This window comes from Pseudomonas sp. KH_040 (assembly GCF_057839305.1).
Window position 1 is genome coordinate 6,496,436 of record NZ_CM174487.1, and the last position, 22,874, is coordinate 6,519,309.

At 59.1% G+C, this 22,874-nt stretch carries 23 protein-coding genes; 13 read left to right on the top strand and 10 right to left on the bottom strand.

Annotated elements, in window-relative coordinates; translation table 11 throughout:
• Positions 1 to 17: 17 nt before the first annotated feature.
• Positions 18 to 740, bottom strand: coding sequence for a ribonuclease PH (gene rph, locus AC3IUF_RS29115; protein WP_016985814.1), 723 nt, complete (start codon positions 738 to 740; stop codon positions 18 to 20).
• Between the two features lie 268 nt (positions 741 to 1,008).
• On the opposite strand from rph, the gene AC3IUF_RS29120 reads away from it, so the two are divergent.
• The 6 genes from AC3IUF_RS29120 (at position 1,009) to AC3IUF_RS29145 (ending at position 6,312) form a co-directional block, all read left to right on the top strand.
• Positions 1,009 to 1,872, top strand: a complete 864-nt coding sequence (locus AC3IUF_RS29120) for a YicC/YloC family endoribonuclease (protein WP_007920340.1) — start codon at positions 1,009 to 1,011, stop codon at positions 1,870 to 1,872.
• Positions 1,873 to 1,884: 12 nt separating this feature from the next.
• Positions 1,885 to 2,505: a guanylate kinase gene (gene gmk, locus AC3IUF_RS29125; protein ID WP_007920339.1), complete on the top strand. Its 621-nt coding sequence runs from the start codon at positions 1,885 to 1,887 to the stop codon at positions 2,503 to 2,505.
• A 167-nt stretch (positions 2,506 to 2,672) separates the two neighbouring features.
• Positions 2,673 to 2,936: a DNA-directed RNA polymerase subunit omega gene (rpoZ, locus tag AC3IUF_RS29130; protein WP_007894670.1), complete on the top strand. Its 264-nt coding sequence runs from the start codon at positions 2,673 to 2,675 to the stop codon at positions 2,934 to 2,936.
• Positions 2,937 to 2,993: 57 nt separating this feature from the next.
• Positions 2,994 to 5,099 carry a bifunctional GTP diphosphokinase/guanosine-3',5'-bis pyrophosphate 3'-pyrophosphohydrolase gene (spoT, locus tag AC3IUF_RS29135; RefSeq protein WP_007920338.1) on the top strand — a complete coding sequence of 702 codons (2,106 nt, stop codon included), beginning with the start codon at positions 2,994 to 2,996 and terminating at the stop codon, positions 5,097 to 5,099.
• Between the two features lie 24 nt (positions 5,100 to 5,123).
• Entirely contained in the window at positions 5,124 to 5,504 is a 381-nt protein-coding gene (locus AC3IUF_RS29140) for a RidA family protein (protein WP_003229509.1), read from the top strand.
• A 67-nt stretch (positions 5,505 to 5,571) separates the two neighbouring features.
• On the top strand, positions 5,572 to 6,312 hold the full coding sequence (locus AC3IUF_RS29145; RefSeq protein WP_007920337.1) for a putative periplasmic lipoprotein: 741 nt from the start codon (positions 5,572 to 5,574) through the stop codon (positions 6,310 to 6,312).
• A 140-nt stretch (positions 6,313 to 6,452) separates the two neighbouring features.
• Here AC3IUF_RS29145 and AC3IUF_RS29150 read toward each other — a convergent pair whose 3' ends face one another.
• Positions 6,453 to 7,310 (bottom strand): SDR family oxidoreductase, encoded by an 858-nt coding sequence (locus AC3IUF_RS29150; protein WP_007920336.1) that lies wholly within the window; start codon positions 7,308 to 7,310, stop codon positions 6,453 to 6,455.
• Positions 7,311 to 7,498: 188 nt separating this feature from the next.
• Between AC3IUF_RS29150 and exbB the strand changes: the two genes are divergently transcribed.
• The 6 genes from exbB (at position 7,499) to AC3IUF_RS29180 (ending at position 14,308) form a co-directional block, all read left to right on the top strand.
• Complete coding sequence (gene exbB, locus AC3IUF_RS29155) at positions 7,499 to 8,452, top strand: tonB-system energizer ExbB (protein ID WP_007920335.1); 954 nt, start codon at positions 7,499 to 7,501, stop codon at positions 8,450 to 8,452.
• Between the two features lie 6 nt (positions 8,453 to 8,458).
• Positions 8,459 to 8,887 carry a TonB system transport protein ExbD gene (exbD, locus tag AC3IUF_RS29160; RefSeq protein ID WP_007920333.1) on the top strand — a complete coding sequence of 143 codons (429 nt, stop codon included), beginning with the start codon at positions 8,459 to 8,461 and terminating at the stop codon, positions 8,885 to 8,887.
• The gene (locus AC3IUF_RS29165) at positions 8,884 to 9,630 is read left to right on the top strand and encodes an energy transducer TonB family protein (protein ID WP_007920332.1); all 747 of its coding nucleotides are present in this window, start codon (positions 8,884 to 8,886) and stop codon (positions 9,628 to 9,630) included. Before exbD ends, AC3IUF_RS29165 begins: the two co-directional genes overlap by 4 nt.
• Before the next feature lie 183 nt (positions 9,631 to 9,813).
• Positions 9,814 to 10,743 (top strand): hydrogen peroxide-inducible genes activator, encoded by a 930-nt coding sequence (locus AC3IUF_RS29170; protein ID WP_007920331.1) that lies wholly within the window; start codon positions 9,814 to 9,816, stop codon positions 10,741 to 10,743.
• A gap of 9 nt (positions 10,744 to 10,752) precedes the next feature.
• Complete coding sequence (gene recG / locus AC3IUF_RS29175) at positions 10,753 to 12,828, top strand: ATP-dependent DNA helicase RecG (protein WP_099757519.1); 2,076 nt, start codon at positions 10,753 to 10,755, stop codon at positions 12,826 to 12,828.
• A gap of 79 nt (positions 12,829 to 12,907) precedes the next feature.
• The gene (locus AC3IUF_RS29180) at positions 12,908 to 14,308 is read left to right on the top strand and encodes an aminoacyl-tRNA deacylase and HDOD domain-containing protein (RefSeq protein WP_007920329.1); all 1,401 of its coding nucleotides are present in this window, start codon (positions 12,908 to 12,910) and stop codon (positions 14,306 to 14,308) included.
• Between the two features lie 66 nt (positions 14,309 to 14,374).
• Here the strand turns inward: AC3IUF_RS29180 and AC3IUF_RS29185 are convergent, their stop codons facing one another.
• The gene (locus AC3IUF_RS29185; protein ID WP_489279940.1) at positions 14,375 to 16,987 is read right to left on the bottom strand and encodes a hypothetical protein; all 2,613 of its coding nucleotides are present in this window, start codon (positions 16,985 to 16,987) and stop codon (positions 14,375 to 14,377) included.
• Positions 16,988 to 17,178: 191 nt separating this feature from the next.
• Positions 17,179 to 17,556 (bottom strand): helicase, encoded by a 378-nt coding sequence (locus AC3IUF_RS29190; protein WP_414894559.1) that lies wholly within the window; start codon positions 17,554 to 17,556, stop codon positions 17,179 to 17,181.
• Between the two features lie 581 nt (positions 17,557 to 18,137).
• Between AC3IUF_RS29190 and AC3IUF_RS29195 the strand changes: the two genes are divergently transcribed.
• Positions 18,138 to 18,509 (top strand): DUF6124 family protein, encoded by a 372-nt coding sequence (locus tag AC3IUF_RS29195; RefSeq protein ID WP_007920326.1) that lies wholly within the window; start codon positions 18,138 to 18,140, stop codon positions 18,507 to 18,509.
• 57 nt (positions 18,510 to 18,566) lie between these two features.
• Here AC3IUF_RS29195 and AC3IUF_RS29200 read toward each other — a convergent pair whose 3' ends face one another.
• The 6 genes from AC3IUF_RS29200 to AC3IUF_RS29225 all read right to left on the bottom strand — a co-directional run bounded on the left by AC3IUF_RS29200 (position 18,567) and on the right by AC3IUF_RS29225 (position 22,817).
• Positions 18,567 to 18,998, bottom strand: a complete 432-nt coding sequence (locus AC3IUF_RS29200) for a hypothetical protein (RefSeq protein ID WP_489279942.1) — start codon at positions 18,996 to 18,998, stop codon at positions 18,567 to 18,569.
• Between the two features lie 67 nt (positions 18,999 to 19,065).
• Positions 19,066 to 20,154, bottom strand: coding sequence for a tetratricopeptide repeat protein (locus tag AC3IUF_RS29205; RefSeq protein ID WP_489279944.1), 1,089 nt, complete (start codon positions 20,152 to 20,154; stop codon positions 19,066 to 19,068).
• 61 nt (positions 20,155 to 20,215) lie between these two features.
• The gene (locus tag AC3IUF_RS29210; RefSeq protein WP_489279946.1) at positions 20,216 to 20,974 is read right to left on the bottom strand and encodes a lysozyme inhibitor LprI family protein; all 759 of its coding nucleotides are present in this window, start codon (positions 20,972 to 20,974) and stop codon (positions 20,216 to 20,218) included.
• A 2-nt stretch (positions 20,975 to 20,976) separates the two neighbouring features.
• Positions 20,977 to 21,825: a tetratricopeptide repeat protein gene (locus AC3IUF_RS29215; RefSeq protein WP_489279948.1), complete on the bottom strand. Its 849-nt coding sequence runs from the start codon at positions 21,823 to 21,825 to the stop codon at positions 20,977 to 20,979.
• Positions 21,812 to 22,357, bottom strand: a complete 546-nt coding sequence (locus AC3IUF_RS29220; protein WP_489279950.1) for a hypothetical protein — start codon at positions 22,355 to 22,357, stop codon at positions 21,812 to 21,814. Before AC3IUF_RS29220 ends, AC3IUF_RS29215 begins: the two co-directional genes overlap by 14 nt.
• A gap of 4 nt (positions 22,358 to 22,361) precedes the next feature.
• The gene (locus AC3IUF_RS29225) at positions 22,362 to 22,817 is read right to left on the bottom strand and encodes a hypothetical protein (protein ID WP_122596935.1); all 456 of its coding nucleotides are present in this window, start codon (positions 22,815 to 22,817) and stop codon (positions 22,362 to 22,364) included.
• Between the last annotated feature and the right edge of the window lie 57 nt (positions 22,818 to 22,874).

Consider the following 22,874-nt stretch of genomic DNA (forward strand, 5'->3'; position numbering starts at 1 on the left):
TGCAGTTATCAATCTGCTCAGTCGGCCAGTGCAGCCTTTTGCAGTTCGAAGATTTCGTTCATGCCTTGCTTGGCCAGTTCCAGCATGGCATTGAGATCTTCAGGCTGGAACGGCGCGCCTTCGGCAGTGCCCTGCACTTCGATGAAACCACCGGTGCTGGTCATCACCACGTTGAGGTCAGTCTCGGCGGCGGAATCTTCAAGATAGTCCAGATCCAGCACGGCCTCGCCCTGATACATGCCGACCGATACCGCACCGATCATTTGCTTGAGCGGATCGCCGCCCTTCAGGCCGCCGCGCTTCTTGATCACTTTCAGCGCATCAACCAGGGCAACCATGGCGCCAGTGATGGAAGCGGTGCGCGTGCCACCGTCAGCCTGGATCACGTCGCAGTCGACGTACAGGGTCACGTCGCCCAGCTTGGACATGTCCAGCGCAGCGCGCAGGGAACGACCGATCAGACGCTGGATTTCCAGAGTGCGGCCGCCCTGCTTGCCACGGCTCGCTTCACGCTGGTTACGCTCGCCAGTGGCGCGCGGCAGCATGCCGTACTCGGCAGTCAACCAACCCTGGCCCTGACCTTTGAGGAAGCGCGGCACGCCGTTTTCGACGCTGACGGTGCAGATGACTTTGGTATCACCGAATTCGACCAGTACAGATCCCTCGGCGTGTTTGGTGTAGTTGCGGGTAATGCGGATCGAGCGGAGCTGATCGGCAGCGCGACCACTTGGACGTTTCATAGGGAATACCTGTACTGGGGACGGAAAACTGCCGAGCATTATAGAGCGCTGCACCGCGCCTGGGCACTCGTTAAAAAATCCGGGCGACGATCGAAGGCCCTGAAACACCCATTACCGACGGGCTGCAGCCCTTTGTCACACCGTGTGTTTGGGCGCATTCGCCGCACTGCGCTACAATCCTGCGCCTTTGCTGCCAGTCGGCTTAAATTCATTGATATCGAGCCTGCGGAACATCTGCTGCGCCGATCTGCATTGCGAGGTCACCGCCATGGTGCACAGCATGACCGCCTTCGCCCGCGTCGAAAAAGCCGGCGCCCAGGGCACCCTGAGCTGGGAACTGCGCTCGGTCAACAGCCGCTATCTGGAACCCCACCTGCGTTTGCCGGAGACGTTTCGCGACCTCGAAGGCGCGGTGCGTGAAGCGCTGCGCCAGGGCCTGTCGCGGGGCAAACTCGAATGCACCCTGCGTTTCACCGAAGAAAGTACCGGCAAAACCCTGCAAATCGATCGCGAGCGCGCCGCGCAGCTGGTCGCTGCGGCCGAAACCATTGCCGGCCTGATCAACAATCCCGCCGCACTCAATCCGCTGGAAGTGCTCGCCTGGCCCGGCGTATTGGTGGGCGATGCGACTGACCCGCAGGCATTGAACGCCGACGCGCTGGCCCTGTTCAATCAAGGCCTGAAAGAGTTGAAGGCCGGCCGCGAGCGCGAAGGCGCCGAGCTGGCACGCTTGATCAACGAGCGCCTGACCTCTATCGAAGAAGACGTCGTGACCCTGCGCGAACTGGTACCGCAGATGCTCGCCACCCAACGCCAGAAAGTCCTCGACCGCTTCACCGACATGAAGGCCGAGCTTGATCCGCAACGCCTCGAACAGGAAATGGTCATGCTCGCGCAAAAGAGCGATGTGGCCGAAGAACTGGATCGCCTGAGCACCCATATCATCGAAGTGCGCCGGGTACTGAAGTCCGGCGGTGCGGCCGGACGCCGCCTTGATTTCCTGATGCAGGAACTCAACCGCGAAGCCAACACATTGGGCTCCAAGGCCTTCGACCCGCGCAGCACCCAGGCCGCCGTCAACCTCAAGGTGTTGATCGAGCAGATGCGTGAACAAGTGCAGAATATTGAGTAAGGCAACCCCGACATGACCCACAGCACCGGCACCCTGTACATCATTTCCGCGCCATCGGGCGCGGGCAAAAGCAGCCTGGTCAAGGCTTTGACCGACGCCATACCGGAAATTCGCGTTTCGGTTTCGCACACCACCCGCGCCATGCGTCCGGGTGAAGTGGACGGTGTGAACTATCACTTCGTGACCCGCGAAGAGTTTGTGAAGATGGGCGAGCATGGCGACTTCCTCGAACGCGCCGAAGTCTTCGGCAACTTCTACGGCACCTCGCAAAGCCGCCTGCAGCAGACGCTGGACGAAGGTCACGACCTGATTCTGGAAATCGACTGGCAAGGCGCCGAGCAAGTGCGCAAGCTGATGCCGCAAGCACGCTCGATCTTTATCTTGCCGCCGTCGCTTCAAGCCCTGCACCAGCGCCTGACCAATCGTGGTCAGGACAGCGACGAAATCATTGACGGCCGGATGCGCGAAGCGGTCAACGAGATGAGTCACTATGTCGAGTACGACTACCTGATCATCAACGACGATTTTGCTCACGCACTGGACGATCTGAAGGCGATTTTCCGCGCCAATCAACTCCAACAGAAACGCCAGCAGGTGCGTTTCGGCAAATTGCTTGCCGAATTGCTCGGTTAATCAGCACTTCCCAAAACGCCTGCAAGCGCTTTACATTGGTGCTTGCAGCGCGTTGAAGGGCTTGGTCAAAAAATCAGCGCTTCCCTAATCGCTGGTGATTTTTTAAACTGTTGAGTCCGCTCGCCCAACCGGGCAGCGCGCATATTGCATTCGCTCCGAGGAATACCATGGCCCGCGTAACCGTTGAAGACTGCCTGAACCACGTGGAAAACCGTTTTGAGCTGGTCATGCTCTCTACCAAACGTGCCCGTCAACTGGCCACCGGCGGCAAAGAGCCACTGGTTCAGTGGGAAAACGACAAGCCTACCGTTGTTGCCCTGCGTGAAATCGCTGAAGGCCTGATGAGCTACGAGTTCATCGCCAACGCTGAGATCGTCGAAGACGAACCGCTGTTTGCAGCGTTCGAGGACGAGTCCAACGAGGCCGTCTAAGCCTATGCCTGGTCGACGTAGCACGGCGCGGGGTCACAGCCTACGGCAGGAATTATCATGCCGAGCATAGACGCCCTCGCCGATCGCTTATCGACCTACCTCGGCAACGACCAGGTCAACCTGGTCCGCCGAGCGTATTTCTACGCCGAACAAGCCCATGACGGCCAACGCCGTCGCAGCGGCGAGGCGTACGTCACGCATCCTCTTGCCGTGGCGAATATTCTTGCCGACATGCACATGGACCATCAGAGCCTGATGGCCGCGATGCTGCATGACGTGATCGAAGACACCGGTATTGCCAAAGAAGCGCTGCAAGCGCAGTTCGGTGAAACCGTGGCCGAACTGGTCGACGGGGTCAGCAAACTGACTCAGATGAATTTCGAGACCAAGGCCGAAGCCCAAGCCGAAAACTTCCAGAAAATGGCCATGGCCATGGCACGCGACATTCGCGTGATCCTGGTCAAGCTCGCCGACCGCCTGCATAACATGCGCACGTTGGAAGTGCTGTCCGGCGAAAAACGCCGCCGGATCGCCAAGGAAACCCTCGAAATCTACGCGCCCATCGCCAACCGGCTGGGCATGCACGCGATCCGCATCGAATTCGAAGACCTTGGTTTCAAGGCCATGCACCCGATGCGTTCCGCGCGGATCTACCAGGCGGTCAAACGCGCCCGGGGCAACCGCAAGGAAATCGTCAACAAGATCGAAGAATCCCTTGGCCATTGCCTCGCCATCGACGGTATCCAGGGCGAAGTCAGCGGTCGCCAGAAACACCTCTACGGCATCTACAAGAAAATGCGCGGCAAGCGTCGGGCCTTCAACGAGATCATGGACGTCTACGCGTTCCGGATCATCGTCGACAAGGTCGATACCTGCTACCGCGTACTCGGCGCTGTACATAATTTGTACAAACCGTTGCCGGGGCGCTTCAAGGATTACATCGCGATCCCCAAGGCCAACGGCTATCAGTCGCTGCACACCACGCTGTTCGGCATGCACGGTGTACCGATCGAGATCCAGATCCGTACCCGTGAAATGGAAGAGATGGCCAACAACGGCATCGCCGCGCATTGGCTGTACAAATCCAGCGGCGACGAGCAGCCGAAAGGCACTCACGCCCGCGCCCGCCAGTGGGTCAAAGGCGTGCTGGAAATGCAGCAACGTGCCGGCAACTCGCTGGAATTCATCGAAAGCGTGAAGATCGACCTGTTCCCGGACGAGGTCTACGTGTTCACGCCCAAAGGCCGGATCATGGAGCTGCCCAAAGGCTCCACGGCGGTCGACTTTGCCTACGCGGTCCACACCGACGTCGGCAACAGCTGCATTGCCTGCCGCATCAACCGTCGTCTCGCACCGCTGTCCGAACCGCTGCAAAGCGGCTCCACGGTCGAGATCGTCAGCGCCCCCGGCGCCCGGCCGAATCCGGCGTGGCTCAATTTCGTCGTCACCGGCAAGGCCCGCACGCACATCCGCCATGCGCTGAAATTGCAACGTCGCTCCGAGTCCATCAGCCTCGGCGAACGCCTGCTGAACAAGGTGCTTAACGGTTTCGACAGTTCGCTGGAGAAGATCCCGGCCGAACGCGTCAAAGCCATGCTCACCGAGTACCGCCTCGAACTGATCGAAGACCTGCTCGAAGACATCGGCCTGGGCAACCGCATGGCCTATGTAGTCGCCCGCCGCCTGCTCGGCGAAGGCGAACAGTTGCCAAGCCCGGAAGGCCCGCTGGCGATTCGCGGCACCGAAGGCTTGGTGCTGAGCTACGCCAAATGCTGCACGCCGATCCCGGGCGACCCGATTGTCGGGCACCTGTCGGCGGGCAAAGGCATGGTCGTGCACCTGGACAACTGCCGCAACATCAGCGAAATCCGGCACAACCCGGAAAAATGCATCCAGCTCTCGTGGGCCAAGGATGTCACCGGCGAATTCAACGTCGAACTGCGCGTCGAGCTGGAACACCAGCGCGGCCTGATCGCCCTGCTGGCCAGCAGCGTCAACGCGGCCGACGGCAATATCGAGAAAATCAGCATGGACGAACGCGATGGTCGCATCAGCGTTGTCCAGTTGGTGGTCAGCGTCCACGACCGTGTGCACCTGGCCCGCGTGATCAAGAAGCTGCGCGCCTTGACCGGGGTGATCCGCATCACCCGCATGCGTGCATAACTCAACCATTACAAGGAGTCATACATGACCAAGACCGTTATCACCAGCGACAAGGCCCCGGCCGCCATCGGCACTTACTCCCAGGCGATCAAGGCCGGCAACACCGTTTACATGTCGGGTCAGATTCCGCTGGACCCAAAAACCATGGAACTGGTTGAAGGCTTCGAAGCCCAGACCGTCCAGGTGTTCGAGAACCTCAAAGCCGTGGCCGAAGCGGCCGGCGGTTCGTTCAAGGACATCGTCAAACTGAACATCTTCCTCACCGACCTGAGTCACTTCGCCAAGGTCAACGAGATCATGGGCAAGTACTTCGACCAGCCATACCCGGCCCGCGCCGCCATTGGCGTTGCCGCCCTGCCAAAGGGTTCGCAGGTTGAAATGGATGCCATTCTGGTCATCGAGTGATGCGCACGGCGCGGCCTTCAACCGCCGCGCCGACTGCTGCAAGAAAAGGTTTTGAAAGGATTCCACCATGCGCAAAGCGCTAGCTCTCCCGCTGCTCGCCATTTTCCTCGGCGGCTGCGCCAGCAACCCTGCCGACCGTGATATCAGCGGCACCTGGATCAACCAGGTGGCGATTGATGCTGCAGCCAAGGGCGGACCCCTGCGCGAAGCGCTTCAGGCTTACGGCCCGAACCTTGAGTGGGACGTCAACACCAAGGCCGGTCAGGCCCGCTACACCAACGGTTTTGAGAACGTCGAAGGACGGCTGCTGGGTGAAAAATCCGGCGCCTGGAAAGTCGACTTCTATGGCAGCTCCGCCAGTGAGTTGAAACGCGACGGCGGGCAGCTGCAGCAAGCCGCCAGCGATAACGAACCGGAGCAGGTTTTCGACCGTGCACAGATTCCGGTGCCGGAAGGTGCACCGATCGGTGCCAGTTTCGAACGCGCACTGTATTCCGCCTACATGGGCGGCAACTGGACAATCGCCAGCGGTCAGGGCGAAGGCGGCACTGTGCAGTTCCAGGCTGATGGCCAGGTCTCCGGGCTGCCGGGGGCTGATCGTTATGCCCTGTGTCTGGCGGGTGACTGCGCGTCGATGAGCAGCACCAACGACAACATGTGGTTGCAGCTCAACGGTCAGGGCAATGCCTACATCTTTGCGCGCAAGGGCAAGGAACTGGAAATATTCCAGGCTGTGAACACGGCACTGGCAGACGAAATGCCGCAATACACGCCGGGCGAGCGCAAGTGGTTGCTGGAGAAGCAGTAACCCGGACCACAATCCGCTGAGATCCCCTGTAGGAGTGAGCCTGCTCGCGATAGCGGTGTAACAGCCAGCATAAGTGTTGAATGTTAGACCGCTATCGCGAGCAGGCTCACTCCTACATTTGTTTTTGGGGTGTCAGGAAGTCAGCATTTACCTTCGAGGATCGCAGCGTAACCTTCGCGATAGCTTGGGTACTCAGGCGTCCAGCCCAGCGCCTTCACCCGCGCATTGCTGCAGCGTTTGCTGCCGGTACGGCGAACGCTGGCGTCGTCGGCCCATTCGGTAACGCCCAGATACTCGCGCAACCAGCCCACGACCTCAGCTAAAGGTGCCGGTGCATCGTCGACACCGATGTAGATCTTCTCCAATTGCACGCCCTGCCGTGACTTTTCCAGCAGAAACGCCAACAGTCCCGCCGCGTCATCGGCGTGAATGCGATTGCCATACAGCGGCGGCTCGACGGCTACGCGATAACCGCGACGCACCTGAGTCAGCAGCCATTCCCGACCCGGGCCATAGATCCCGGTCAGGCGCAGGATGCTCGCAGGAATGCCACTGTTCAGCGCAACCTGCTCCGCTTCGAGCATCAGCCGCCCGGAATAACCGGCAGCGATCGTCTCGGATGCTTCGTCAACCCACTCACCCTCCTGCTGGCCATAAACACTGCTACTGGACACGAAGATCAGTTGCTCAGGCACCTGACCATAGTCATCCAGCCAGCTCAGCACATTCTGCAAACCCTGCACATAAGCCGCACGATAACCGGCCTCATCGTGATCAGTAGCCGCGGCGCAATACACCAGATAGTCCACTGCCCCCACCGGCCAGGTGGCCGGGCAGTCTTCGTTGAACAGGTCGCCGGCAACGCCGATCACCCCAGCAGGCAGCTTCGAAACATCCCGGCGCAGGCCATGAACTTCCCAGCCAGCCGCCAGCAATTGCTTGGCCAGACGACTGCCGACATCACCACAACCGGCAATCAAAACAGAAGGCGCGGACATCAAAAAACTCCTATCGCAAAGGCACAGACTAGCGCTGGCAAAGGACGAACGGCTAGCAATGCAGGAAAAAAAGATACTCTATTACTTTTGTTAACAAGAATTACTTGCAATAATGCACGCCACTTTTGTTCTCGGCCTTACGAGGCCTGGTAGAGCATCACCGTTTTTCTATCTCAGGTCCGGCCAGCATGACACGTAATCAAACCTCCGCTTCGCCAACCAATCGACCTCGCGCCTGGAGCGCGGTGGCAGCGCTGCTGCTCAGCCTGATGCTGGCACCGACCGCCGCTTTCGCCGACGCCCAGGCACCTGCAACGCCAGCCGCCACCGAGCAAAGCGCACCAGCCGCCGCTCCGGCTGCCCCGGCCGCTACCGATCCGGTGCAAACGGTTGACGCTGCCGACGTTCCTGAAGTTCTCGAAGCCGACAACAGCCTGGGCATGGCCCACGACCTGTCGCCGTGGGGCATGTACCAGAACGCCGACATCATCGTGAAAATCGTGATGATCGGTCTGGCCATCGCTTCCATCATCACCTGGACCATCTGGATCGCCAAAGGCTTCGAGCTGATGGGCGCCAAGCGTCGTCTGCGTGGCGAAATTGCCGCCCTGAAGAAAGCCACCACCCTCAAAGAAGCCAGCGCCACCGCCGGCAAGGAAGGCACCCTCGCCAACCTGCTGGTGCACGACGCGCTCGAAGAAATGCGCCTGTCGGTCAACAGCCGCGAGAAAGAAGGCATCAAGGAGCGCGTCAGTTTCCGTCTCGAGCGCCTGGTTGCCGCCTGCGGTCGCAACATGAGCAGCGGCACCGGCGTCCTCGCCACCATCGGTTCCACCGCACCGTTTGTCGGCCTGTTCGGTACCGTTTGGGGCATCATGAACTCCTTCATCGGCATCGCCAAAACCCAGACCACCAACCTTGCCGTCGTGGCGCCAGGTATCGCTGAAGCGCTGCTGGCCACCGCACTGGGTCTGGTTGCCGCGATCCCGGCCGTAGTGATCTACAACGTCTTCGCCCGCTCCATCGCCGGTTACAAGGCGCAGGTTTCCGACGCCTCGGCAGAAGTGCTGCTGCTGGTCAGCCGTGACCTTGATCACCAGCCTGAGCGCAGCTCGCAGCCGCACATGGTCAAAGTGGGGTAATCGGCCATGGGCCTGCATTTGAAAGAAGGCGCAGACGACGATCTGGCCGAGAACCACGAAATCAACGTCACGCCGTTCATCGACGTGATGCTGGTGCTGTTGATCATCTTCATGGTGGCCGCTCCATTGGCTACCGTGGACATCAAAGTCGACCTGCCTGCCTCGACCGCCAAACCGGCACCGCGGCCAGAGAAACCGGTGTTCCTCAGCGTCAAGGCTGACCAGCGCCTGTACATCGGCGACGATGAAGTCAAAGCCGAAACCCTTGGCGCCGTTCTCGACGCCAAGACCCAGGGCAAGAAAGACACCACCATCTTCTTCCAGGCCGATAAAGGCGTGGATTACGGCGACCTGATGAGCGTGATGGACAAACTGCGCTCTGCCGGTTACCTGAAGGTCGGTCTGGTCGGACTTGAGACGGCAGCCAAGAAATGATCACGACGCGCCATAAGCTGACGCGTTACAGCGGTAGCCTGGCCGTGGTGCTGGGCGTTCATGCGCTGGCCATCGCGCTGGCGCTGAACTGGACCGCCCGCCCGCCCATCGAGTTGCCACCGCAGGCAATGATGGTCGAGCTGGCGCCGGTTCCGGCCCCGCCACCGCCTGCTCCGCCGAAAGTCGTCACACCGCCGCAGCCACCGGCTCCGGTTGAAGAGTTGCCGATTCCGAAGCTGGCCGAAGCACCGAAAGCGGAAATCGCGGTGCAGAAACCCAAGCCGAAGCCCAAGCCTAAACCGCCGAAGCCGGTCGAGAAGAAGCTGCCTGATCCACCGAAGGAAAAACCTTCCGAGGAGAAGCCGGCCGATACACCGCCGACCCCGGCACCGACGGAGAAATCCGCTGCACCGGCGCCCGGCCCGTCGCCGGCACAGTTGGCAGCCAAGGCCAGTTGGCAAGGCACTCTGCTTGCGCATTTGGCCAAGTACAAGAAGTACCCGCAAAGTGCACAGGCGCGGGGCAAGGAAGGCTTGAACCGTCTGCGCTTCGTGGTCGATGCCGAAGGTAATGTGCTGTCGTTCGAACTGGTGGGCCGCTCGGGCAACGCTGATCTGGACCGGGCTACCCTGGAAATGATCCGTCGTGCGCAGCCGCTGCCCAAGCCACCGGCCGACATGCTCAACAACGGCTCGATCGAAATTGTTGCGCCGTTTGTTTACTCCCTCGAACGCCGCCGTTAAGTAGCAAGATCAAAAGATCGCAGCCTTCGGCAGCTCCTACAGGGAAATGCATTCCAATGTAGGAGCTGCCGAAGGCTGCGATCTTTTGCTTTATGCCGTAGTCGCATTGAGCGCTCAGTCTGATAACGTGCGTCTATCGATTGCAGCCGGTATGCTTGGCCCGCATCTTCATGGACGCTTGCTATGACCCTCACAGAATTACGCTACATCGTTACCCTCGCCCAAGAGCAGCATTTCGGCCACGCCGCCGAACGTTGCCACGTCAGCCAGCCGACCCTGTCGGTGGGCGTGAAGAAACTTGAAGACGAACTCGGTGTGCTGATTTTCGAGCGCAGCAAAAGCGCCGTGCGCCTGACCCCGGTCGGCGAAGGCATCGTCGCCCAGGCGCAGAAAGTCCTCGAGCAGGCTCAAGGCATTCGCGAACTGGCCCAGGCCGGCAAGAACCAGCTGACCGCGCCGCTGAAAGTCGGCGCGATCTACACCGTCGGCCCATACCTGTTCCCGCACCTGATTCCGCAACTGCACCGGGTCGCCCCGCAGATGCCGTTGTACATCGAAGAAAACTTCACCCACGTGCTGCGCGACAAACTGCGCAACGGCGAGCTCGACGCGATCATCATCGCCCTGCCGTTCAACGAAGCCGACGTGCTGACCCTACCGCTCTACGACGAGCCGTTCTACGTCTTGATGCCGGCCCAACACCCGTGGACACAGAAAGAAACCATCGACGCCGGCCTGCTCAACGACAAGAGCCTGCTGCTGCTCGGTGAAGGCCACTGCTTCCGCGATCAAGTGCTGGAAGCCTGCCCGACCCTGACCAAGGGCAACGACGGCGCCAAGCACACTACGGTCGAATCCAGCTCGCTGGAAACCATTCGGCACATGGTTGCGTCCGGTCTGGGCATCTCGATCCTGCCGTTGTCGGCCGTCGACAGCCATCACTACGCCCCCGGCGTGATCGAAGTGCGTCCGCTGTCGCCGCCGGTGCCGTTCCGCACCGTGGCCATTGCCTGGCGCGCGAGCTTCCCACGGCCGAAAGCCATCGAGATCCTCGCCGACTCCATTCGCCTGTGTTCGGTGGCCAAGCCAGCGGCACCGGTTACAGCCGGTTAAGCGAGCGTCATGACGGAGCTGTCGCAAGTGTCGGTGACGGCACTCAAGGGTGTCGGCGAAGCCATGGCCGAGAAATTGGCCAAGGTCGGCCTGGAGAATCTGCAAGACGTGCTGTTTCACCTGCCGCTGCGTTATCAGGATCGCACCCGCGTGGTGCCAATCGGCGCGCTGCGGCCGGGGCAAGACGCCGTGGTCGAAGGCACCGTCAGCGGCGCCGACGTGGTCATGGGCCGCCGGCGCAGCCTCGTTGTGCGTTTGCAGGACGGCACCGGCGGCCTCAGTCTGCGCTTCTACCATTTCAGCAACGCGCAGAAAGAAGGCCTCAAGCGCGGCACCCGCGTTCGCTGCTACGGCGAAGCCCGGCCCGGTGCGTCAGGACTGGAAATCTACCACCCGGAATACCGCGCCATTACCGGCGACGAACCGCCGCCCGTGGATGAAACCCTGACCCCGGTCTACCCGCTCACCGAAGGCCTGACCCAAGCGCGTCTGCGCCAGTTGTGTCTGCAGACGCTGACAATGCTTAAGCCAGACACCCTGCCCGACTGGCTGCCCACCGAACTGGCCCGCGACTATCAACTCGCGCCGCTGGCCGATGCGATCCGCTACCTGCACAACCCGCCCGCCGATGCCGACGTCGACGAACTCGCCCTCGGTCATCACTGGGCCCAGCATCGCCTCGCCTTCGAAGAACTGCTGACCCATCAACTGTCGCAACAGCGTCTGCGCGAAAGCATGCGTTCGCTGCGCGCGCCAGCGATGCCGAAAGCGAAAAAACTGCCGCCGAAGTATCTGGCCAACCTCGGCTTCAACCCGACCGGCGCACAACAGCGTGTCGGCAACGAAATCGCCTACGACCTCAGCCAGCACGAACCGATGCTGCGACTGATTCAGGGGGACGTCGGCGCGGGTAAAACCGTGGTCGCGGCTCTCGCTGCATTACAGGCGCTGGAGGCCGGTTACCAAGTCGCACTGATGGCGCCGACCGAGATTCTCGCCGAACAGCATTTCATCACCTTCAAGCGCTGGCTCGAACCGCTGGGCATCGAAGTCGCGTGGCTGGCCGGCAAGCTCAAGGGCAAGAACCGCGTCGCCGCGCTGGAGCAGATTGCCAGCGGCACGCCAATGGTGGTCGGCACTCACGCGCTGTTTCAGGACGAAGTGCAGTTCAAGAATCTGGCCCTGGTGATCATCGACGAACAGCACCGCTTTGGCGTGCAGCAGCGTCTGGCGTTGCGGCAGAAAGGCGTCGGCGGGCGCATGTGCCCGCATCAACTGATCATGACCGCCACACCGATTCCTAGGACATTGGCGATGAGTGCCTACGCCGACCTCGACACCTCGATCCTCGACGAACTGCCGCCCGGCCGCACCCCGGTCAACACTGTGCTGGTCACCGACACCCGCCGCGTCGAAGTCATCGAACGGGTGCGCAGCGCCTGCGCCGAGGGCCGTCAGGCCTATTGGGTGTGCACGCTGATTGAAGAATCGGAAGAGCTGACCTGTCAGGCCGCCGAAACCACGTTTGAAGACCTCACTCTGGCCCTCGGCGAGCTGAAAGTCGGGCTGATTCACGGGCGCATGAAACCCGTCGAGAAGGCCGCCGTCATGGCCGAATTCAAGGCTGGCAACCTGCAACTGCTGGTCGCGACCACGGTGATCGAAGTCGGCGTCGACGTGCCCAACGCCAGTCTGATGATCATCGAAAACCCCGAGCGTCTTGGCCTCGCACAACTGCACCAATTGCGCGGCCGCGTTGGCCGGGGCAGCGCCGCCAGCCATTGCGTGCTGCTCTACCATCCGCCGCTGTCGCAGATCGGTCGCCAGCGCCTGGGCATCATGCGCGAGACCAACGACGGCTTCGTCATCGCCGAAAAAGACCTCGAACTGCGCGGCCCCGGGGAAATGCTCGGCACTCGCCAGACCGGCCTGCTGCAATTCAAGGTCGCCGACCTGATGCGCGACGCCGACCTGCTGCCCGCCGTCCGCGACGCCGCGCAAGCTCTGCTGGAACGCTGGCCGACCCACGTCAGCCCATTGCTCGACCGCTGGCTGCGCCATGGGCAGCAATACGGCCAAGTGTGAGCACCGTCGCAGTTTCTGAAGGATCGTTCCGACAGAGCTGGTTATACTCCTGCCATTGTTTCAAAAACGGATACAGACCATGACCGAAGCTGCTCTCGCCCCCGAATCTCCGCACGCTCCGTCTGTTATTCGGCTGCTGCTCAACAAGCTGGGCGTTGCCTACGAAGAAGTGCTCGATCACCACGGCCTCAATGCCTCGCGCAAGGTACAAGCCGTGTTGCTCGACGACGCCGTCGGCGCGTTGATGGTGCTGTTTCCACAGAGCCAGCTGCTGGATCTCAATCGCCTCGCCGAACTCACGGGCCGGCGCCTGACCGCCGTGTCCACCGAGCGCCTGGAAAAGATGCTCGGCAAACACAGCCTGAGCCTGCTGCCGGGCCTGCCAGCGCTGACCAGCTCGCCGTGCCTCTACGAAGAAAGCCTGCTGCGTGAACCGAAGTTGCTGATCAACTCCGGCGAGCCGGGCCTGCTGCTGGAAATCGCCAGCGAAGACTTCAAAACCATGCTGACCAAGGCCAGCGCCGCCAATTTCGGCGAAGCCCTGAGCAGCATCCGCCCGAACCTTGATCGCCCGGACGATGACCGCGAGGAAATCACCCAGGCCGTGCAGGCGTTCACCGCGCGGCGCATTCAGCAGCGTCTGGAAGCGACCATCGAGATTCCGCCGCTGGCCGAAACCGCGCAAAAAATCATCAAGTTGCGTGTTGACCCCAACGCCACCATCGATGACATCACCGGCGTGGTTGAAACCGACCCGGCGCTGGCCGCGCAAGTGGTGAGCTGGGCAGCGTCGCCGTACTACGCCTCGCCAGGCAAGATTCGTTCGGTGGAAGACGCGATCGTTCGCGTGCTCGGTTTCGATCTGGTGATCAACCTCGCGCTGGGCCTGGCCCTCGGCAAGACCCTGAGCCTGCCCAAAGACCACCCGCAACACACCACGCCGTACTGGCAGCAGTCGATCTACACCGCCGCCGTCATCGAAGGCCTGACCCGCGCCATGCCGCGCGCCCAGCGTCCGGAAGCTGGCCTGACGTATCTGGCCGGTCTGCTGCACAACTTCGGTTACCTGTTGCTGGCCCACGTGTTCCCGCCGCACTTCTCGCTGATCTGCCGCCACCTGGAGGTCAACCCGCACCTGTGCCACAGCTACATCGAGCAACACCTGCTCGGTATCAGCCGCGAACAGATCGGCTCGTGGCTGATGCGCTACTGGGACATGCCGGACGAACTGGCCACCGCCCTGCGCTTCCAGCACGACCCAAGCTACGACGGCGCCTACGCCGAATACCCGAACCTCGTCTGCCTGGCCGTGCGCCTGCTGCGCAGCCGCGGGATTGGCTCCGGGCCGGATGAAGACATTCCGGATGCGTTGCTGGAGCGCGTGGGGTTGACTCGCGACAAAGCCAACGACGTGGTCAGCAAAGTGCTTGAGGCCGAAGTCCTGCTGCGCGAACTGGCTTCGCAGTTCAGTCAGGGCTGAAAGCAAAACGGGCAAGCGACCTCCAGTTGGAGCGACGCTTGCCCGCGATGTACCCAACGCCCCGGCTTAATCCGACTTGTTAAGGTAACGGATCACCCAGCCTTTTTCGTACCCGAAGTCGGTGAAATACACTCCGCCCACCACGATGCGGCCATCATCCATTACGGCCATGCCGTGTGGATATTCGAAACCCGCGCTTTCATTGAAAACGGTAAATCCCGTACCAAAGAAAGAAGGATCCGGAGAACCATCGGCCAGAAAGCGTGCGGTGACCGCGCTGAGACTCTCATCAAGCGCGCCAGTGCCACTGCTACCACAAACGATGACTGAACCGTCCGCACGCGGCACGCAATGCAACCATCTGACGCCTTGAGAGACAGGCGAAGATATTAGCGGTTGACCACCATTGAACACCCGATTGTAGGAGCCGCTGAGATTGAGCACCGCAATCAAGCCATGAGAAACGCCCTCCACCGCCGCACCGCCGGCCACAACGATTTTGTCATCGACTACTGCCGCAACGTCCAGACTGATCCATTCATCGTGGGGCACATACACCGCTCCTTTGCTTCCAAATCCCGTGTCAACCTTGCCCGTGGCATCGAAACGAGTCACGTAGGCGCCAGGCTTACTCACCGCGAAATAATTGCCGCAGATCACCACGGCGCCGTCAGCCTGGGTCGCGACCGCTTGCGCAACGATGTCCGAAGGCGAAATCTCTGCAAGTTCTATGAACGCAATGCCTGTGCCGTTGAAGGTCTTATCGGGCGAGCCATCCGGCTCGAACCTCAGAACGATACCTTTTGCCCTTCCGGCAGCATCTGCAATGGTACTGACTACGACGATTTTTTCGTCCAGTTGCTGAGCAGCCATCCCTGCTGCGCCAGCCCTTGCGGCATCGCTGGCAGACTCGTGCACCACCTCGGAATATGCGCCTCCTCCCATCTTATCGTAGGGAAGATAAAGCACACCTTGTTCCCCGAAAGACGTTTGCAGTTGCCCGTCCTCGCGCTGCCTGACCAGCACCAGGCCCGTCGAGTTAGTCGCGCCCTCTTCCGAGTACTGAGCACCAACCAGCCAACCGCCATCGCTCAGCGGTGTAAACCCGAGGATCCGGCTCATGTAAAAAATTTCTTTCAGCCTGATCTCGACATAGCCGGAGTCTTCTCCACCGAAAGCCGAGTCGAGAGCACCGTTTTCAAGCAGGCGAACGATCCGCGTAGGCGCACCGAGCGTTGAAAGGCGAACGGCGACCAGCAATTTGTTTTGCGGCAGCGCCAGCAGCGCCCTGACGTCATATCCCGAGAATCCCGGGAATGGAAATCTGAGGATGCCGGCGTCGCCAAAAGTCGGATCGTTATTCAAAAGTGACGTGCCCGCCAGATAGCGCACGAAACGCCCTGGGACTTTGGGAAGATCAGAATGGACGGATAGTTCGATGCACACCACGATCCGGCTGTCCCCCATGACGGTCACACCTCGCGCAAAGGCTGCCCCTGCGCTGTCTTCAAACAACGCATGCCCCGTACCGTTGAAAGCCGTATCCGGTTTTCCATTAGCAAGAAAACGCGCCGTCACCATGGCTGATTCACCGTGACCGACAACAACGATCGAACCACCCACCTGCGAGGCATGCGTCCACGCCAACCCTTTCAGTAACGGCGAAAACAGCGGCTTGCCGCCATTGAACACAAGGTTGGGCACGCCGCTGGTCGTGAAGGCAGCGATCAACCCACCTTCGAGGCCACTACGCAAGGCTCGGCCCGCGACGATAATCCTGCCATCGCCTTCACGTACCGAAATCGATTGCAGAAAACTCTCGCCTTCGTCGTCGGGAATCAACACGGCCACGCCGCCGTTGAACTGACTGTCCAGTGCGCCATTTGTGTCCAGACGCGCCAGAAAAACTCCACGGCCTCCCGATTCGTCCTGGTATGCACCGCAGACCAGCACCTTGCCATCGGCTTGAACGGCGATACCGGAGACGTTATTCGATGTGGCGACATTCACAACCACATAGCCCGAACCGTTGAATGATCGATCGAGGGAGCCATCCGCTTGCAGACGTATCACAACACCCACTGGCAATGGCGCATCAGCAAAAAACACGAAATGGAGCAGGACGATTTTGCCGCCCACCTTCAAGGCCGTTGACCGTAATGAAGCGTGCGCAATCTGAGAAGATCTGCCGGTCGGGCGACTGGTCTTGCGCGGCACGCTAGCGGGGTCGGGGTTGCCATAATGGGAGATGAACCGCACGCCGTTGGTGCCGAACGTTTCGTTCAGTTCACCGGTCTTTTTCAGGCGGACCAGTGCGAGGCCAACGTCATCGGAGGTAGTCGAGAAATACTGAAGGCGTATCAGCCAACCATCGTCCTCGAGCGCATCGAGACCGGAGACATAGCTGATCCGAGCCCCTTCCAGCGCTATTTCAACGAAACCTCTGCGCGCCGGACCGAAGGTCTCGTCCAGCGAACCGTCGTCATTCAGCCTTGCAATGGCAACCGGGGCATTCGCTCCCGTTAAGGGTATCGCCACGAGAAATTTTGAATCGGGGAGCGCCAAGACCGCCGCCGCTTCGTCGCCCGCGATGCCGGGTATCGGTAACGTCAACACGCCATTGCGAGCAAATGTCGGATCGAGTGACCTAGGGGTCGAAATACTGTGTGTCTGCGTCATGAGCTTGTTCCATCAAGTTGGTGAGTCCCTTAACGCTGGAACTGGAACTTGAGTAGAGCATCGCCATGACGCACAAAACACCTGATAGAAATGACAGTCCGGCTGTCTTTACGAGCCGCAATGATGGCCTTACAAGACAAGCGCACCGTTATTCAGTGCGCGCGCATGGATCTGTTCAAGCCAGCACCTTCTTAAGCCTTAGCCTTTCTTGGCTTCAAATACTTCATCAACCCCTGAAACCACATCACCAGCGCCGGGTTGCCCTTGAGCTGGATCGACTTGTCCTGAATCCCCTGCATAAACGCCAACTGCTTGTTCTTCGCCTGCATCGTCGCGAAGCCATAACCGGCATCTTTAAACGCAATCGCAAACGCCGGCTCTGCCACCACGCCAGACTTGCTGGTGATGCGCTGATCCTTGACCACGAAATGCCGCGCCACTTTCCCGTCCAGCGTCTGCAACTGAAACACCAAATCCTTGTCACCCAACTGCTGCTGGAACGCAGGATTTGTCCGGCTGGCCTTACCCATCAACAAACCCATCATCCACAGAAGAAAACGAAATTTCATGCGCACAGCCTCAAAAGGAAAATGAACGGCCGGGGCAGTGTAAGGGATTCGGACGATAACGCCAGTATCTGACGCTGTTGGAAGAGGATGCTGACTATTCCCCGCACGATGACTGCCAAGTCACGATTCAGCGCTCGCCCACTGATCGTTCCCCCGCTCCGCGTGGGAATGCATCCCGAGACGCTCGGCGTCTCACCACTCACCTTTCCTACACCTGTTGAAACACATCCCTGTAGGAGCCGGCGAAGCCTGCGATCTTTTGATCTTCCGGCCCGCGAATTTATGGGAAATTTCCTGCAAAGTGCGGGGCTGTGCGTGAACTAGGCGAGTTGGTGCGGTGGGGATAGGCTTTGTGGGTCGCCGCAAAATCGGTGATACGGACGTGCAAGTCCAGACTCGTCATGCATTCAGTTATGGCTATTCGCCGAGTGTTTTCCTATGCTCGCGAACTGTTATGGCGGCTGTGTATGGGAGGCCTTCGGGTCTGCCGGTTTCCGAGTCCGGTCTTGCACACCTATACACAGCTGCCACCCTTTCGAAGCAAGCGAAACGGTGTTGGCTCCATAACTCGGAAAATACCTATGATCAAACCAACACCCAATCCCCCCGAAAACCCAGACGTTTCGCCCTACGAAACCCTGGAATCAAAGAAATTCCACGAAGCCGCCGAGCGCGCCCTCGACCACCATTTCAAACCATCCGTCGAACCACATCCCAAACGTGAAAACGGCCTCTTCAAACTCTCCCCCGGCACCGACGCCGAAGCCCTCATGGCCAACGCCTCCGAAGACCTGCTGTCCATCAGCGTCATCGCCTGTGACCTCGCCGACGATCTCCACGGCTCCCGCCGCTCGGTGGCGCTGGCCCTGAGCAGAATGGCGGACGGTGTGCGACTGATGGTGGAAGGGACGCTCGACCAGATCGAAGTGCGAAGCGTGGCGGCCAAGCCGTAGCGAAGTTTGTGGATGAAAAAAGGGGACGTTAAGTCCCCTTTCTGAATATTCCCTGCTTCACCACTGGCAACCTGTTTCAGGTTTCGAATCCACGTTGTAATCGTTTTCAAACGAATACTTCTTTGCGGATTTGTAATTCGTATACGACATCGCATCAACCCGGCCACCCTGAGTGACCATCTGATACTCACCTGTCAGTGCGCCATCAACTACTTCAACCCAAGTGGTCGTGTACTGGTAGGGCCGGCCATACACGAGTTCTTCTTGTTCAGTACTGCGATGAACCAGCCCAATAGCCTTTTTTGACTTGCTGTACTTGACGCCAGCACCGCTCCATTTGGCGACAGAGTCGTAATAGGTTCGGAATTCAAAATTTATGGGTTTGCCTTCGTAGGAGCGGAAGCAAAAAACCTCGGTCGTGACCTCGCTATAAGCCGACAGAGGAACAAAAACGAGCACCGCGGAAAACAATGCAGACGAAAATTTCAAACCGAACATTCCTTTAGCGGTTCATGGGTAATAAAAAACATGCTTTCAGCAACTCACCGAGCGCTGGTCACGCCTCGGGCGCCACAGCGCTGCGCTCAACCACCCTCGCCGGGATCTTCGAAGCCTTTCCCGCTTCCGACATACGCGATGCGTATTGCTTGTACGCCGGCACTGCTCGCTCTTTATCGTTCATAGCCCAATAGCTATCTGCAAGATTCAGGTAAGCCACCGCCCGCTCTGGGTTGTGTGCAATTACCGCATTCAACAGTTCAATGGACTCTACGTAGTAACCCGCTTCGCCGAGCAGAAAACCGAGGTCGTTGGACCAGCCAGGATGCTGTCGGAAGTAGTATTTTCCGGTGATATAACTCTCAGGAGAACACGCGCCATGTGAATCATCGCCCATCAGTGCCTCACTCATCACTCTTTTGAAAGAGCTGCTGTCACCCTTCCGATACGCCGCCAGCGCCGTATCCAGCAGGTCCGCCGAATAGACAGTCATGAGTTTTTTATAACCGCCCTGAGGTCCGCTAATGTTCGCAGCCCGCAGCTTTTGAAGAGCCTCGAACCCATCGAAGGACGCCAGAGTGATAGAGCCCAATGTCCGCACCGGCAACTCCGCCACGCTGATGAGCGAGCGATCGCAATACTCGTTGTTAACCAACTGCAATATTTGCTTTAGCTCAAACTGCCTTGAACTTCTATTGAAGGCGAACAACAGGTTGAAGTTGTAAACCGCGTTATCTTCTTCGCTGGTTACCAGCGCGATGTAATCCCCTGCCTCAACGAACGGCTGCTTGACCACAGCTTCCTCAGCCTGCGGATCAATGACAGTCATGACGCCAGGGCGACCTTTGAGTACATGGACGCTGAAGACCCCCTGAAGCGCAGACGAGTACTGACTCTTGATCAGAGGCAGCGCCTTCGACGTATCGAGCAAGATGTCCTCGTCACGCGCTTGTTCCGGCGCAATCAACAATCGGTTAGAAACTTCGTCCGCATCACCCGCCAGCACAAACACCTTTTGCCGTGATGCATCACCCAGCAAGCTAGCCGGAATTTCCTTCAGGACTTGGGGCGCAGCGAGCGCGGGAGAACCCGGTACAGTGACACAACAAGTTAGAGCGCAGAGAACGCCCTGCAATACGCGTTTCACTTTCTTCAATCCTTGATTCAATCAAATGATGTCCGAATACACCCCAATAGAGCTCGTCCGATTAGGCACCGGGTTCAGGCGCGCCGCACTTCAGTTCTTTAATTCGCTCATTCTGGATCGGTATCACACAAGCGAGCCGCTTCTCTCCTTCCCCACGAAGCTCGAACAAGCTGAGCGTCAGGTGTAAACCATCGGCAGCAAATGCATGATCCTCAAACAATGCACTGGCATAACCATTCCAAAACGATTTGCCGTCAAAACTGCAAAACCGCTTGGAGGACAGCACTCTCCAACCGCCGTTGGGCGCCAGAATCTGCAACGTCAGACATGGGCTGCCAAAGGTGCTGACATAACGTGCCACGACATCGCCGAAGCGTTGGGAGCCGGAGAGGTACACCTTGTTAAAATCAACTACATTACCCGGCTCATCAGCGACGATTGTGTCCAGGTAAGCCGCACGCTCCAGACTCAGTCTTGCCATGCAGTTGTTGATCGTCGTGACATGCGCTGACACCCCAGGCTCGATTTCCGTGGCTTCAAGCGGGCATGTGGTGTCGCGTAGCTTGATCCAGGCGCGCTGGGATTCTCTGGCCATGGCGACCAGCGCCTTACCCTGCTCAGGGTCACGCCGTTGTTGAGTCTCAAACCGTCCCAGCAGTTTCTTGTAGCTGGCATTGAGTTGCGTGTCGGCTTCTTTGCGAGTTGCCTCCACACACCGATCGACCTGGGCGCTCACGGTGATTTCTTTGCAGTTGTCCTCGGCCATCGCGCAGGAGGCAAACAGGCATCCAAAGGACAACGCGATAAAACGCGCAAACATGTTCAATTTTTCATTCCCTGAATGGCGGATCGCTCAACGACACGTTGAGGTATTTTCTGCGTCTTGCCGTCGGCGCTCATCGCGTCGCGGTACTGGCTGTAATAGCGCTGCGCTTCGTCTTTGCGATCGAGACGCCAGAGTGAATCGGCGATGTTCAACATCAGTACCGTGCGTTTACCAACGGCCTCAACGCCGCGATAAAACTTCAGCGCCAGCTCATCTCTACCGCCCTCGGCCAGATACAAACCGAGGTCGTTGTAGACCCGAATATTCTGCGCTGGGGGATGGCACGCCATGTAGGACTCTGGACTTAGAAAGTTCAGGCTCGATTCGATGGACTCTGCGCGGGACTGTGCCGGCCCGATACTTGAGGCATATTTCAGCAAGTCCTTTGGGGACGTCGTCTCTAGGGTGGGAGTGAGCACATCGCCGTCTTCGGAAACCCATTGATTGCCCTTCCACTGACCGACACAAAAAGTCGCCCAACGATCAGCCAGCACGCAACCGGTCTCCATGGAGATCACAACGCAATGCTGTTGCGATTCAAGTTTTTCTTCGCCATTTTCGAGCGACAACATGCCGAAGATCACTGGGTCGAGTAACAAGGTTTTCTTGTCAGGGCTGAGCCAATCGGAGTGTCCATCGGCGCCAACGTCGGCGCTGAAGACCGGGAAGGTTTTGCCGTTGGCGGTGAACCATGCGGTCAGTGATTCCACACCGGGCATCGTCCATTTGGTCGCTCGAAACGTCACGGTGTGTCCGTCGATACCGACTATGGGCGGGTCCTCGGCAAGAGCGCTTGTGGCGGCAAAAAGGCAGCTGATCATCACTACCCACTTAAGGCTGACCATAGACGATCCTCTTCACCGCCGGGCTTTCTGACATTAACTGTCTCTTCGTAACACCATAGGCCTTGATCAACTCTTCCCGAGATCCCTTCGAGCCAAAAGAGCGTTGGTTATTATCGAAGCTGTATTGCTCCAATCGCCCTGCTGTCGAGTAATACCCATGCCACTCCGCGCAGGCACCACAACCGCCATATCCGCCTATCGAAACAAGACTGCCCTTGGTGCCTTCCACGCAATCCATCGCCACAACAACATTGCTCAACATTTTCGTCTTCGCACCGTCGGAAGTGAGTTGTGAAACTTTGCTGATATCGCGTCGAAGCACCTTACTACCGATGTTGATGGTCTGGTCGGAGCAAACCGGGATGACGTGGGTTTGCGCACCATCCACCGTCACCGATCGGCAGGACGACACCAACACCACTTCAACACCGCCGCACTGCATGACATCGCGCTGGGTAAAGGCGTCCGAAGGCGCGGCGAAGGCTGGCAGAGAGAGCAGCAGCGAAAGGCTGCCCGCGAGAAGACGATGCATCCACTCACTCCTCATCCATCGGCGACGATTCCACGTCGGTCATGCTCAGCAGTCGAAATTCATTGTTCACAAACTCGTAGTAACGATCCCGATTACCACTTTCCAAAGCATTCCCCTGCGCATCTTCTTCGCCGTCGAGCGTGATGCCGGAGACGATGATCAAGCGGCTGTCGGGCTGGTAAACCATGCCGAAGTTGCTGCCGTCGTAAGCATTCGGCAGACCGCCAACGACTTCCCCAGTCTGAGCGTCCAGCACTTCGCCGCAAATGGCGCTGCCGCCACAGCCGAGCCTGTGCAGGATGTAATGGCCGGCGAAGTTGACCTTGCCTTTCAGGGCTTGCACCCGTGCCTGATCCATCATTGGGCTGCTGTTTTCTTGCGGCACCAGCTTATGGTTGGGGCCGGTGAAAACTGGCGTGACGGTGTAATCCTTGAAGGTTGGATCAGCAGCGAATGCCATGGACGCGGCAGCCAATATCAAGCTGCCGAGAAGAACCGAAAATCCTTTCACGCTGTA